Raw genomic sequence first — 13,407 nt, 5'->3', positions numbered from 1 at the left:
GGATGGATGTGAGGACCATGTATGCCCTGAAACCATTCGCAATTGACACCGGTGTCGAAGTGTTGGCCGCCGACCGCCTCGAGGTGGAGGGCCGCGCCAGTTGCCTTGTGCTGCATGGCGGCGCAGCCACGAGCGAACGGTCCCACTGGCTTGTGCTCCGTCAAAATTTAGCTAGCCATGGACTTGGGACCCTCGCAGTGGATTTCTCCGGGCACGGCGAGAGTTCAGCGCGAACGCCCGATTCCCTGAGTAAGCGCTACGATGAAGCAATTGCAGCGTTGCAGTATCTTGATGAAGCGAAGCCGCGCGCTGTCATCGGCATCAGCGCCGAAATCGCCGTGCGCATTGCCGCCGCCCCTAACAATCGCATCGGGCGACTTGTCACACTGGTCGGCGCCGCCTACGATTCGGCCGCGTTCGCGGTTCCCTTCGGACCAGCCTTCACCAAGATACTCCGCACGGCGCAAAGCTGGCGGCGCTCAGTTGTCTTCGAACGGATAGCGTCATTTCCTGGCCGCTTAACGGTGGTCCACGCTACTGAAGACACCGTCGTTCCGGCCATCATCGGTGAGCTGCTCGTTGCGAACGACAGACGCGCCGAACACACGGAAATTGTCGACATCCCAAATACAGACCACGCTCTTGGCATGGCCTTGCGAGCACAGCCGAGGCTAGTCGACCGCCTCGGAAACGTCATCTGTCACGCCATCCTTGCCTGACACAGGGCAAATTCTTACTTTTCCTTGGCGCCACGTGCAGCCGCCCGACGTCGTTTTATCGGATGTCGAAACTGAATGGCTAGAGTTTCGGTTGCAACGAAAGCGTCAAATTCCGCGTTAGTCGTCGTCTCCATGATGTCTATGGTAACCGTGGTGCCGGCTGCCCCAGTACCCGTACGGTCCATGGTATCCACCGCCATAGTACCCGCCATCGTACGGCACCACGACGCAACCGCCGAGCAGCGTAGATGTGGCAATTAGCAATGCGAGAAAGGCTTTCATGGCGCTTCCCTCATCTTGAACAAGTGCGGAGAGGCCAGGCGTTCCAGCCAACTGGCACTCTCCACAAGGCTCCTGCACTCGAGCATCGTTGCAATGGCTTTCGCCTTGGCAACCGACCTCCTGTTCGCTCGACGGGAGCAGCTTACTGCTTCTTCGTCTTATCCATGCTGGGTGCGGCCTTCGCGGCTTCGGGCTGCGCCTCGTGCTTCGCCACATCCGCCTTGGCCTTCGCCTTGTCGGAATCATTCTTTGCGTCAGTCTTCGCCATACCAGCCTCTGTATGGGTGGCCTTCGTCTTGCTCGCATTGTGGTGGGTGCCCTTGGCGGCGGGCTTACTGGCATTAGCCTTTACGTCTGCCTTCTCCTTGTTGGCGCTGGCCTGAGCCTTTACTTCATCGCCCTGCGCGCCGGCACTCTTCTTGTTCTTGTCGGCCTTTGCCTGCGTGGCGCCCTTCTCCTTGACGACCTTTGCCTGGTCTTTCCCCGCATCGCCCTGCGGCTGAGTCGCGGAAGCTGGCACACCAGTCTGCGCGAAAACGGTACCGACGAGGGCTGCGGAGGCGAGAGCAGCGAACAGCTTCTTCATGACGTGAACTCCTGGGAAATATTTAGCAGCTCGGCAATGCGCCTTGCTTACCGGAAAAACGGTACGGTTGGCGTCCGCGTTGACCCACAAGTCGTGACAATCCGTAAGGTTTGCAACTGCCAAACATAAGTTGCCAGCGCAGCCGGGCGCGCCTCCACGTGCAGCCCTGTTCAACATCATTTCGGAAGTTCTTCGAATCCAGTCCCGCGAGAAAGCTCGTCAGTGAACGTTGTCGACCGAGCTCTCCGTTCGGCGGGACAGCGTGCGCTTCCATATCGCGTTACAAAAAGTAACCGCCGTGCGAATCCGCTAATACACCATCGAAACACCCTTGCCTAGAGTATTTGTAAGAGGACAAGGAGTAAGCGATGCGGAAGGTCGCAGCACTGTGGCTTCTGGCCGGAGTTGTGGGACTCGCTTCCAACGTTGCCGAGGCGCGCGTTGATGTAGGCATTGGTATCGGCATCCCCGGGCCAGCTGTGGTCGTTCCTCCACCGGTCTACTATGAGCCGGCTCCTGTAATCGTCGAACCTCGGCCGGTTGCGGTTACACCCGGCTATGGGTATTACTACGATGACTGGCAGGCTCGTGCTTGGCGGGAGCAGCAGTGGCGCGAACGACGCTGGCGGGAACGTCAATGGCGCGAGCGCCATCGCGAATGGCATCGTTGGTACGACTACTACGAAAATTAGAAAGGTTGGCACCAACGCGGGCGCGTCCTGACTCGGACGGCGCCGGACGCAGCGTCCCTCCAAAAGATGGGAGAAACCTTTGCCACCAGCTTGCCGTCCCCCGGCAAGCATGGGTTGGCCGCGCCTGACTACGCGGGAACCGCAGGATACGCTTTCACTAGGATGGCGCGCACGAGATGCGAAGCGATTCCCTGCTCTCAAAACTCTGGGAGCACGGCGACCAGGCCCACAACGGTGGTATCGCCGGACCGCCCGGCGTGGCTCCGATTTCACCGCTCTGGGTAGGCTCTCCCAATTGCGCCGTACCCCAATTGAGGTAGTCCGAATGGCCGAGGTTGCGACCATGTTGCGTTCATACTCTGCTACCGTCCCCGAGATGGGCCCAGCTGCAAGCACGGGGGAAAGCGGCCATCAAATTCCCTAGCAGAGACATCCTCAAGGCGCGCACAAGATTCGGTGGGGAGGGCGATGCTTAATGGTCTGCGCCACAGCACCACACCAGTAAGCGGAAGAACACGGGTGCGCACCTCCCTGGGCCCGGGGTACTCCGAAACATGCAGGGGAAGTACCTCCATATAAACACGCCGCCGCACCTCGTAGCTAAGCGGACCCTTCGTGTCACGGCGAATCAACTCTGCGTGCGCCACCTGCAGATGCAGGTACAGCGCACGAAGGACCAAGGCAAAAAGCAGTGCTGCTGCTATCAGCATCACGATGCTCGTTAGTCGCTACGGACATCAGTCGAGACGACGGCACATGTAATGCGTCCTTGCACCAAAGCGCCGAAGGAATTCCTTCGATAGCTGCATCTCCTGCGGCATGTCGTCCAACGCGGTGAGCGTGAACCCGAAGCGGGCAAAGAACGCGGGATGCTCGGCCGTGAGCACTGCAGCCCTGGTGCAGCCGCTGGCGCGGGCGCGCATCAGGATGGCCCTCACAAGATGCGTGGCGATCTGGTGGCCCCGGTACTCGTCGAGAACCGCAGCGGCATGGACGATGACCGTCTCGCCATGCATTTCGCCGCTGGCGCAGCCTATTACCTTCTCACCTAGCACGGCCAGGCTGTAGAGGCGGGACGAGGGGTCTATATTGCTGCCGGGCAAACCGCAGGAATGGAGCACCTGCGAGATTGCCTCCACGTCTGCCGACCCGGCTGCGCGAATTCGCACATCTTTTATCATTCTTTTTTTATCCTACACATGCAACACTTTGAGGCAGTATGTCGCAAGAGTACGAGGCATGCCATCGGCTAACTGAATGAGTTCCAATCACTTCAAACGCAATCTCCGCCTGCGCTACGCTTCGCCTCGTGCCCAACGCCAGTCCAAACCCAATCCACTTAACTCTGATATAAATAATATTTAAATCATCCATGTAAAGTCATGGTTCCATCACAAGCTAGACGAGTATTCATTCACGCGCCAGTAGTGGCAGCCTTAGGATCCTAGCAAAAATAACTTGAACAATTACGTCTTGCGACGAGATGTTCGAGGTTTGATGCGGTAGTTCCACTCGCCATGAAATTCGTCGCGCTCAATGGCCACGGCAGCGAGTTCGGCGTCGCTGACCTTGATACCTGCGTCGTACATGTTCTCGTCCAGTTCCGCACGCACTTTCAGCCCTTCAGCGGTACTCACGCTGCCGATGAGGTTCACTACCACCTGACGCGTCAACAGCGGTCGGCCGCGCCAGTTGTTCGTGATATGGCAGAACAGGCGATGCTCGATCTTGTTCCACTTGCTCGTACCCGGCGGAAAGTGGCACACCTGCACAGCGAAACCGAGTTCGTCGGCCAGTCGCTGCAACTGCACCCGCCACAGCCGCACACGATACCCGTTGCTGCCACCGCAGTCGGCGGTGACCAGCAGTCGCCTGGCTTTCGGATACAACGGACGGCCCATCTCCAGCCACCAGCGACGGATGCTTTGAACCGCGAACTCGGCGGTGTCGTGGTTGATGCCCACGCTGACCCAGCCCTCGTTGGCCGTCACATCATAGACGCCATACGGGGCAACCTTGCCCAGTTCATCGTCGATGAAATCGTGCACACGCGCCTGCTCGGGTTGGCCCTTGGGCTGCCATTCGCGGCCAGCGTTCTTGAAATCGCCGATCAGCTCCTTCTTTTTCGTGTCCACCGAGATGACCGGCTGACGCTGGCGCTGATACTGCGCCACCTTGTCGGCGATGTAGTGGAACTGCGCGTCGCGGTCGGGGTGCTGCGCGCCTTCGCGTGTCTTGCGCACCGATTGCAAGCTGTAGCCCGTCTGCGTCAGCAGATCGCAGATCGTGCGCTGACTCACGCGATGCCCCAGCCGGTTGAGCTCTTCGGCCAGACGGGTGGTGCTCTTGCACGTCCATCGTAGTGCTGACATCGGGTCACCCCGGCTGGTCGGCTCCACCAGTGCATCCAGGTGCTCCAACAACCTCGCATCGAGCTCAGTTAGCCTCTTGCGCCCGCCTCCCGGGGCACGAATGCGCTTGGCCGTCATGTCCCGCGTCGCTCCACCGGCCGCTTCGAGTTCGGCCAGTCCCGCATAGATCGTGGTGCGCGAGATGCCTATCGCTTTGGCCACCAGACTCACGCCCCCACGCCCCAGGCTGCGCGCTTCGGCGGCGGCCCATAGGCGCAACGTCGCCTCATCAAGGCGCGCCTGCAGGGCCCGAAACTTCGCTTCGACTGCCTCGCTGATATCCATGTGCGCATCGTATAGACGCGAGGACAACTGTTCAAGTTATTTTTGCTAGGGTCCTCCCGAGCCTTCCAGGCTCCATCGCCTGCGTCATGTCCGGCATGAGGGCCGCAGGTTGCCCCATCATGTTATGACACATACTCGTTTGGACGGCCGTGACCTTGCCCGTTTCCTTGGACGGACGCATCGCCGCTGACGGAGGAACATCGCGTCCACTGGGCCGCGACAAGCGCGGTCTGCTTGGGTGCGCCGGCATAGGGGAATTCGACGGGCGTGTCGGGCTGCTTCGAGTGCTCGCCGTGGCTGTGCGTGAAAAAGGGGTGGGACCGCCTAACGAATCTGCTCAATCGTCTATTCCACGTACAAGCAGGACTTATGCTACCCCCCTTTGGTGCGGGCTGTATTCTTGCTAGCGTAGTATACATCTCACATTATGATGGTTTTCATGGCGCGCTACACACGCATCGGCATTCAAAGTCCTTCGTGACTTCAAGCGTGGAGATTGGCGCGGTCTGCAGGGGGCAATTGGTGGATGAGAACTACAAGCCGTGGAGACAACGCTGGCTGCAATGGCACGCCCGGTCCCTGCTGGCTAGCGTCGTTGCGCTAGCCGAGGCCGAACGGGAATACTACCTGGACAGAATGCGAGCGGCATACCGCGACCTTGGCGACTTTCCAGAGAGCGAGATTGATTTCATATTTCGGCGCGTGTCGCGGGGCATAAGAAAGCTAGGCCCATGTCCTGGTGTTTTCGAAGTTTCGGCGCTCACTCAACTGCGCATCCGGGCACAGGGGCTGCGGTTGATGGCAGACGCATCCAGGCTCATCCCCGAGGAGCCTCCCATCGCCGAAGGTAAACCCTAGCGAGGGAGCGCTTGGCGGAAGGGCGATGGCACGATATGCTAAGGATACAAAAAGCTGCCGGCAGCGAAGCCTGCGCCGGAGCTTCAGCGTCTTGACTACTTTCCTTGCATGCGGCTTTGCATGCTTTTGGCTTCGAGGATGAGATGGCAACAGGTACCGTGAAGTGGTTTAACAGCGAGAAGGGCTATGGCTTCATCACGCCGGATGACGGCGGCAAAGACCTGTTCGCGCATCACTCGGAAATCCAAGGTAACGGATTCAAGTCGCTCGATGATGGCGCGAAAGTAGAGTTCGAAGTCACGCAAGGCCAGAAAGGCCCACAGGCATCAAAGATTCGCAAGCTATAGGCGCTCGCGGCCCAGTAGTCCAAAAATAAAGGCCCTTCGTCACTGCGAAGGGCTTTGTTGTTTCCGGCTCTCCTCTTCCCCCGCTTCCCACTAGACCTTGGGAACAGCCGGTGGCTCTGTCCAGCGTTCTTTTTACTCAAGAATTTGCGGCGATTCTTTTTGGCCACGCTGCGGCGCGACTGCGACCCCAAACAGGGTTGTGCCGCACTGTCTGGGCACGGGCAATCCAGCTTACTAAAGATGCTGCCCACCGTTGATGGCAATGTTCCCGCCGGTCAGGAAAGCGGCTTCCTTGGAACAAGGGTAGATGAGCAGCGCCGCGACTTCCTTTGGCCTCTGCGAGACGGCCATCAGGAATATTCGGAAGGATTAAGGTGTCCAGAATTTCAGATACATTTCGTCGCAAATTTTTAGCGACGAAGTGGCCGCACACCGTTGCCAGGAACGATTTCAAGCGGTAGCATGCCGCCCCACGCGATTGCGCGGAGAGATTCGTCGTGATTGTGAGCAACATATAAGATGTGTCGCGGGCTTCGTGGAGCCACGTCGAGCACTAGCAAGAGACAGCATCATGCCGCCGTACCTTCACCTCCGTTTGGCCTCCCTAGCCGATTTGCCTCAAATAGCCGCATTGCTCGAACAATGCCGCCTAACCACAGATGGCGTAGCGGAGATTATTGACAGCTTCCACGTCGCGCATAGCGACAGTCGCATCATTGGCTGCGCAGCGGCAGAGCGTCATGGCGAATCCATCGTCATCCGCTCGGTAGCCGTTGAACCCGCCTCTCGGGATAGAGGTGTCGCTACTCGCCTTGTCGACGCCCTCCTGATGCGTGCACGCGGCACCGATGTGCGACATGCAGTATTGCTGTCGGAGTCGGCTCCCGCCTATTTCGCGCGGTGGGGCTTTTCGCTCATTCCTGCCGACAAGGCGCCCTCGGACGCTAGAGCGTCGTCGGAGTTTCAAGGCGCCACACCAACCTCAGCACTGTGCATGCATTGCGAATTGAGATAGCCCGGTCACTGTTCACACAGGCCGACGCTACCAGCGCGGAGGGGAACATTCTGCGGCCCAGCAGCCAGAGCGTGGGTGAGATTAATGGCCACGTGCGCCTCTGGCATGCACTTTGCGTCGGCGAATGGCAGAGAAAGGACTAATCTAAAAAAGCCCAATTCAGCGCGGCAACTTGCCCTAGGAGTTTGTCGGGCTTTGCAGTCTTCCGCAAGATGACGTTGTCCGAGATAATCGCTGGCGCACAACCAAAGACCTACCCGATGAGCCGCTTCGTTCCCGTAGACCGAGATACCGCGTACCTGTTGCCGCCCTCAGTGGACGAATGGCTGCCCGATGATCACTTGGCGCGCTTCGTAGTCGAAGTCATCGAGCAGCTCGATCTGAGCGAACTGACACGCCAATACGCGGGCCGGGGTTCGGCGGCGCACCATCCCGCCGTGTTGCTGGGCTTGCTGATCTACGGCTATGCCAATGGCGTGCACTCGAGCCGCAAGCTCGAACGCGCGACCTACGACTCGGTGGCCTTCCGCTATGTGGCAGCCAACACCCACCCGGATCACGACACGCTGGCGACGTTCCGGCGTCGATTCCTGAAGGAGGTGGAGGCGCTGTTTGTGCAGGTGCTGGTGCTGGCGCGCGAGATGAAACTGCTCAAGCTCGGGCACATTGCGCTGGACGGCACCAAGATCGACGCGAACGCGAGCAAGCACCGCGCCCTGTCGTGGGGTCATGCCCAAAAGATCGAGGCGCAGTTACGACAGGAAGTGCAGGCCCTGCTTGCGCTGGCCGAGAACAGCGACCGCGCAGCCATCCCGGATGGCATGGACGTGCCGGCGGAGATCGCTCGACGCGAAGACCGCTTGAGCGCGATGGCGCTGGCCAAGGCAAAGATCGAGCAGCGCGCCGCCGAGCGTCATCAACTCGAACAGCAGGAGTACGAGGCCAAGACGGCTAAGCGCAAGTCTCAGCGGGACGCTGGCAAGAAGCCGCGCGGCAAGGATCCCGAGCCACCAGAGGCGGGGCCCAAGGATGGCGATCAGGTGAACCTCACGGATGAAGAGTCACGCATCATGCCCGTCTCGGGGGGTGGCTTCGAACAAAGCTACAACGCGCAAGCCGGGGTAGACACAGAGACGATGATGGTGGTCACCCAGCACGTGAGCCAGGCGTGCAACGACAAGCGCGAAGTCGTGCCCACGCTGGAGCAGATCGCGGCGTTGCCTGCGGTGCTGGGCGAGGTGCGCACGCTGATCACGGACAACGGCTTCTTCAGTCAGGCCAACGTGATCGCGTGCCACGATGCAGGGATCGAGCCGCTGCTGGCGCTAAGGCGGGAGCCGCATCATGCCCCTGTGCTGGAGCGCTTTGCCCCCGATGTGCCGCAGCCCCAGACCACGGACCCGGTTGTGCAGATGGCGCACCGACTGGGCACACAAGCCGGGCGCGCCCTCTACAGCTTGCGCAAGCAGACGGTGGAGCCGGTGTTCGGCATCATCAAACGGGTAATGGGTTGGCGCCAGATGAGCATGCGCGGGCTGGACAAGGCGCAAGGCGAATGGAGTCTTGTGACCATGGCCTGGAACATCAAGCGCATGCACGTTCTGCGAGCGGTTGGATAGCAAAGTGCGCCTCGACTACCCAAAGCCGAGCCCCTAAGGCGCTCCAATGTGCCATCACAGTGCCTCGTCAACCATCAAGAGCGTTCGATCAGCGCGATTGCCGTCCAAAAATCTCGTCGCACCGATCATTCGGATTCGCCCGGGCTCAAGTCCGACGGACTCCTAGGTAGTACCGATGAAACCCATAGTTCACTATTTTCATTCGCACCCGCCCCACCATGGGGCCCGCTATTACTGGGCTCTGGCAGCCGGCCTTTTAGCGGTAGGCCTCCTGTATCTCGCGTGGGCGGTGCTTTTGGCAGCGCGTTAGGGCGATGCTGACGCCCTAAGCGAATGAGAAAATTTGCGTCGCGGGCGTACGACTGCCTGCCACGGGGCCAACGTTGTACCGGTGGCATTGGCCCCAAGCATCAAATGACACAATCTCGGGCGCCCAACTGAGAGCCAGCAGGCGCGGTATTTCCACGCATTCAACGACGAGGCCACCAGGTGCGACCGTCACACTGTCGCAATCCAGACGATACTCGGTCCTACCGCGAGGGCCGCACGGCCATCAGGAGCCCCCAAACCAGTTGTATCCCTGGTCCTCCCAATAACCGCCGAGATACTTGTTGGTGACAAATCGCAACTGGGCGCCAGAAGCGCGGCTACGCGCGCGACCTCAAAGGTCTACATTCGCCCTCATTTTCCGGCCCCGCAGCTGCTACCGCGCTGGCCGGCAGACTGTTCTCGCGTACGACTACGTCTTGCCGACCCCTGACTGACCGTCAGCAGCGCCTGAATGCCGGTCCAAACGTCGAAGACGCACAATCATTTCCTTTTCAGCCTGTTTGTCGCCGTGGGCATTCGCGGCTTCAATTCCCTTCTGAAACGCTACACGCGCCTTCGCATCCTGGCCGAGGTCCACATAGAGAACTCCGAGGGCTCGCCAAGCGCCCGAATAGTGCGGGTCTAACTCGGTGGCTTTGACCAGATGGGGAACAGCAGCGGCCAACTCTCCTTGTTGCTGGTACGCGAGTGCAAGCGTAACCCTGAGGAGAACGGAGTCCTGCCCAGCGGCGAGTCGTCCCTCCAGCGGTGCTATCGAGAACTTTGGCATGGCCATGACTTCCTCCGTCTACGCCCGACGCGTGTACACCGGACCTACAACTTGCTGCGAGTTCGCTTCAACCTCTCAGCAAATGAAGAGAACGTCGTCAGCGAGAGCGCAAATGGTACGACCATGAACCTCGACGCGAGGGCCACCACCGGCATGACGGCCATTGCTGGCGACTTCACACCAACCACGCTTTGCCAGCGGAGTGCGGACAATGTGATTCAGTGGGTAACTGACACTACCTGCCCAGAAATGTCTTCCATAATGCATTTCTGGTAGACCTGTGCGACCACCGCCGCCCGAACGCCCTTGGCCGGGTCACGTCCCATCGCTTCGAGCGTTTCCCACACCCATCCGGGGCTGACGACATTGACGCGAATCCTGCCCTGCAATTCGAGCGCAGCTCCCCGCCCGAACGCCTCGATGCCGGCGTTCACGGTGCCTACCGCTGCACCACCCGGAATTGGATGCTGCGCGAGGGTCCCGCTGGTAAGCGTGACCGACCCGCCCTGCGTGATGTACGGAACTCCATACCGGACAAGATTGACCTGCCCCATCAGCTTATTGGCCAGGCTGAACGCGAAATCATCATCGGTCAAATCGTCCAATGGGGCGAATTTCGCGGTGCCTCCTACACAGACCACGGCGTCGACCGTGCCCACTTGTTTGTACATCGCCAGAATCGACTGCTTGTCAGAGATGTCCACTGAAACCGGAGAGCTACGACTGGCTCCTATCAAGTCATGCTCTCCCGACAACAAGGCCATAATTTCTTTTCCAAGGAGCCCGGTGGCTCCAATGACAAGTACGCGCATACGCCCCCCTGATAACAGATGGTGGGTGGTATTGAATGGCCCTCAGTACCCAGCCCGCCTTCAAGAGATGAAGTCGCCTTGCGAATAGCATACGCCTTGGTACGGTTGCGTGCGGAAGGTCGGTGCTTGCGCATCAGGTTGCAAGGAAGGGGCCACCGCACAAGCGGTTCCGAGCCGCATCCGAAAAGTCTTGCGCACCAGCGGTACGCCCGCCGTATCCATCGACAAACCGAGCGGCAAGTGCGGCGTGTGCCGGACAGGGCCTGCACAGCCGGTAGCGAGCAGTGGAGAGCCTAGTGCCAAGCCTAGGAAGTGCTATTGACTGTACATCTTGCTCATCGCTATCCGAATTCACACGGTCGGCGATGCAGTCTAGACACCGCCAGCTCAGCCGGGAAATGTGTCTTGCCCCACAAAGGCTTCGCATTCAGCAATTGCAGACGCTCTCAAATCACGGGTAAATATCGGTGCAGGAAGGGAAACGAGCGCCCTTCGGTAACGAGCATTTGCACCATGAGCTTCGACCTCTTTGTCGGAATCGACTACTCGGGCGCCGAGACGCCAGACAGTCCGCTTCGAGGCCTTCAAGTATTCGCTGCCGGGGCCGGACAAGAGCCCAAGGCTATACATAACTCAGACGGCGCTCACGGTAATTGCGGAAGCTGGTCTCGCCGCGCCGTCGCGAAATGGCTCATTGAGTGCGTGGCGTCTGGACAGAAGCTCCTGGTCGGCATTGACCACGCTTTCTCCTTTCCCAAATCGTATCTCGACCGAAATCACATCAGCAGTTGGCCGCAGTTCCTAGATGACTTCTGTGAGCGGCGGGCGAGAGAGGATGCCCTTTGTCCCCAAGAGCCAGCCATCAATAGCAGCCGATGCAGTGGTAGCGGCCGGCTGTACGATTGGCAACATGGTAGCTCGGAGGAACTCCGACTTTGCGAGTGCTGGACATCAGGGTCCAAAGGGGTCTTCCAGTTCGACATGCATGGTTCCAATGCCATAGCAACGCACGCCGGCATTCCCTGGCTTCGGCATGTGCGAGAACAGGCTCAAAGCCTTATCCATGTCTGGCCGTTTGATGGCTGGCAACTGCCCCACGACAGGCGTTCGGTCATTGTCGAGGTATGCGCGCCCATGCTTCGGAAGCGATACCCGCGTGCTGCTAGAACTGCTGACGAGCATGATGCGTACGCGGTGGCACGCTGGCTCAGAGAAGCGGTCGCCAGGGGGGCAATCGAGCGCTACCTGAATCCGCCGTTGACAGTCGAGGAACGCGAACTTGCAGCACTCGAAGGATGGATATTTGGCGTTTCATAACGCGCTCCACCGGTGCCTCGAAAAGAAGCGCCTGGAGCCGGCCCGCCAGGAAAGAAATTGGGACGATGCCATCGCCGTCGCCAGCCCAGATGCCACAGCGCACCCGGCCCAGCCGCCCCCCGGTTTCCCCCTCATTATTAACGGCGTCTTAGTGTTTTTGAAGAAGTAACACCGTTTTCAACCGTAGCGCGTCGGCGACCGCAGTCAAGGCTCTAATGCGTGCAAACGAACAAGCGAACAAACGAAAAGGCAGGTGGTCGACCCGTTCCCCTAGCCCGCTTTCGGCGGTGCCTTTTGTTTTCCATCTTCATCGATAGGCCGAAGAAGAGCACTGACTGTCCGGCCTCAGACCTCACTGCAGGCAGTGCGCCCTCGTCACACAAAGTGCGGAAGACCCACCAACCTGACCCTCGTGGCGGCGCACCACCTGCACGACGAAGTCGAGCATCGCGGCTTTATCCATCAACGTGAGACTTCCCGCGTCGTAGCCACGCTCTTTCGCCGCTGGCGCTTTCACCGACTGGCTATCCACCACGCCCGCGCTTAGGCAAGGCTGCCTGCCTTCCAACTCCCCATTGAGCATCAGCACAACGCCATAAAGCGTCTGGAACAGGAACCGGCGCATCAGTCGGCGAAACCACCAGTACACCGTTTGCCAGGCCGATCCGGCCGTTCAGCTCCGGCGGCAGAGGACATTTTGGAAAGGGACTGGCAGCGCCTACTTGCTGCCGTCGCGCGCGTCGCCGCCGAGCGGGTCGACAATGATCATGGTGCGATCCAGCACGCCGCGCTCGTCAAAGTAGGCGCTGAAGTGCGCCGGCTGGTAGGCGCCCGCGTAGAGCCGATAGGACCAGGCCTCGCGTTTCATCATGGGGTAGTACTCGATCGGCTCGCGGGGCCGGCCGAAGCGCTCGGCAACGTCCTGCTTGGTCCAGACGCCAGGGCGGGCCTCATAGATCTCCTTTTCGGTCAGCATCTGGCGGAAATTGGCCAGCTTGCCGCTTGCGTCGAAGTCCGCCGCGTAAACTTCGAAGCCGAGCGGCTGCTTCGAGTAGATCCATCGGCTGGTGCCGTCGGCGAGCTGGTAGGTCTCGGAGGGGGCGCCAAAGGTGTCGCGTACGGCGCTCTGCGGGCTGCCGAACATCTTCCGGGCGGTCTCCACAGGCTGGAGGGTGGCACAGGCGCAAAGCAGGGTTGCCGCAGCGGCGGCCAGCCAGGCGGACAGGCGATGGCGCATGATCGATCTCCGGTAAGGGGCGGCGGGCGCGATTCCATTCGGCATAGTGCACGCCATGCAGGGACCCGTGCCTGCACTGCTTGGTAAACACGCGGGCCCGGCCGAATATTCCAACCCGTTACGATAAT

The 13,407-nt window shown here is 59.9% G+C and carries 12 protein-coding genes and 2 pseudogenes; 6 read left to right on the top strand and 8 right to left on the bottom strand.

The features are described 5' to 3' along the window. The first annotated feature begins 17 nt into the window (after window positions 1-17). Window positions 18-719: an alpha/beta hydrolase gene (locus RS901_RS14780; RefSeq protein WP_316149548.1), complete on the top strand. Its 702-nt coding sequence runs from the start codon at window positions 18-20 to the stop codon at window positions 717-719. Between the two features lie 424 nt (window positions 720-1,143). Here the strand turns inward: RS901_RS14780 and RS901_RS14775 are convergent, their stop codons facing one another. Further along, window positions 1,144-1,587, bottom strand: coding sequence for a hypothetical protein (locus RS901_RS14775; protein ID WP_316149547.1), 444 nt, complete (start codon window positions 1,585-1,587; stop codon window positions 1,144-1,146). A 368-nt stretch (window positions 1,588-1,955) separates the two neighbouring features. On the opposite strand from RS901_RS14775, the gene RS901_RS14770 reads away from it, so the two are divergent. Next, window positions 1,956-2,279 carry a hypothetical protein gene (locus RS901_RS14770; protein ID WP_316149545.1) on the top strand — a complete coding sequence of 108 codons (324 nt, stop codon included), beginning with the start codon at window positions 1,956-1,958 and terminating at the stop codon, window positions 2,277-2,279. Window positions 2,280-3,016: 737 nt separating this feature from the next. Here RS901_RS14770 and RS901_RS14765 read toward each other — a convergent pair. Both RS901_RS14765 and RS901_RS14760 read right to left on the bottom strand, forming a co-directional pair. Further along, complete coding sequence (locus RS901_RS14765; protein WP_316149543.1) at window positions 3,017-3,460, bottom strand: GNAT family N-acetyltransferase; 444 nt, start codon at window positions 3,458-3,460, stop codon at window positions 3,017-3,019. Between the two features lie 285 nt (window positions 3,461-3,745). Beyond that, window positions 3,746-4,975: an ISAzo13 family transposase gene (locus RS901_RS14760; protein ID WP_316149395.1), complete on the bottom strand. Its 1,230-nt coding sequence runs from the start codon at window positions 4,973-4,975 to the stop codon at window positions 3,746-3,748. A gap of 1,001 nt (window positions 4,976-5,976) precedes the next feature. On the opposite strand from RS901_RS14760, the gene RS901_RS14755 reads away from it, so the two are divergent. Next, the gene (locus tag RS901_RS14755; RefSeq protein ID WP_114132399.1) at window positions 5,977-6,180 is read left to right on the top strand and encodes a cold-shock protein; all 204 of its coding nucleotides are present in this window, start codon (window positions 5,977-5,979) and stop codon (window positions 6,178-6,180) included. Window positions 6,181-6,414: 234 nt separating this feature from the next. Here the strand turns inward: RS901_RS14755 and RS901_RS14750 are convergent. After that, window positions 6,415-6,568 (bottom strand): annotated as a pseudogene (locus RS901_RS14750) (SDR family oxidoreductase); the annotation flags it as partial. 183 nt (window positions 6,569-6,751) lie between these two features. Between RS901_RS14750 and RS901_RS14745 the strand changes: the two are divergent. Both RS901_RS14745 and RS901_RS14740 read left to right on the top strand, forming a co-directional pair. After that, window positions 6,752-7,195 (top strand): GNAT family N-acetyltransferase, encoded by a 444-nt coding sequence (locus RS901_RS14745; protein ID WP_316149540.1) that lies wholly within the window; start codon window positions 6,752-6,754, stop codon window positions 7,193-7,195. Window positions 7,196-7,455: 260 nt separating this feature from the next. Next, a complete protein-coding gene (locus RS901_RS14740; RefSeq protein ID WP_316153348.1) occupies window positions 7,456-8,814 on the top strand; it encodes an IS1182 family transposase in 1,359 nt (452 codons plus the stop codon). Window positions 8,815-9,553: 739 nt separating this feature from the next. On the opposite strand, the gene RS901_RS14735 is transcribed toward RS901_RS14740, so the two are convergent. Beyond that, a complete protein-coding gene (locus RS901_RS14735; RefSeq protein WP_316149537.1) occupies window positions 9,554-9,919 on the bottom strand; it encodes a tetratricopeptide repeat protein in 366 nt (121 codons plus the stop codon). Window positions 9,920-10,131: 212 nt separating this feature from the next. Further along, window positions 10,132-10,725, bottom strand: a complete 594-nt coding sequence (locus RS901_RS14730) for a short chain dehydrogenase (RefSeq protein ID WP_316149535.1) — start codon at window positions 10,723-10,725, stop codon at window positions 10,132-10,134. 513 nt (window positions 10,726-11,238) lie between these two features. On the opposite strand from RS901_RS14730, the gene RS901_RS14725 reads away from it, so the two are divergent. Then, window positions 11,239-12,042: a hypothetical protein gene (locus tag RS901_RS14725; protein ID WP_316149534.1), complete on the top strand. Its 804-nt coding sequence runs from the start codon at window positions 11,239-11,241 to the stop codon at window positions 12,040-12,042. Between the two features lie 397 nt (window positions 12,043-12,439). Here the strand turns inward: RS901_RS14725 and RS901_RS14720 are convergent. After that, a pseudogene (locus RS901_RS14720) lies at window positions 12,440-12,700 on the bottom strand (IS5/IS1182 family transposase); the annotation flags it as partial. Window positions 12,701-12,760: 60 nt separating this feature from the next. Continuing rightward, on the bottom strand, window positions 12,761-13,279 hold the full coding sequence (locus tag RS901_RS14715) for a hypothetical protein (protein ID WP_316149532.1): 519 nt from the start codon (window positions 13,277-13,279) through the stop codon (window positions 12,761-12,763). Window positions 13,280-13,407: the final 128 nt, after the last annotated feature.

The sequence above is a fragment of the Cupriavidus sp. BIC8F genome (assembly GCF_032465815.1).
Lineage (GTDB): Bacteria > Pseudomonadota > Gammaproteobacteria > Burkholderiales > Burkholderiaceae > Cupriavidus > Cupriavidus necator.
This window is presented reverse-complemented; position numbering and strand designations above follow the sequence as displayed.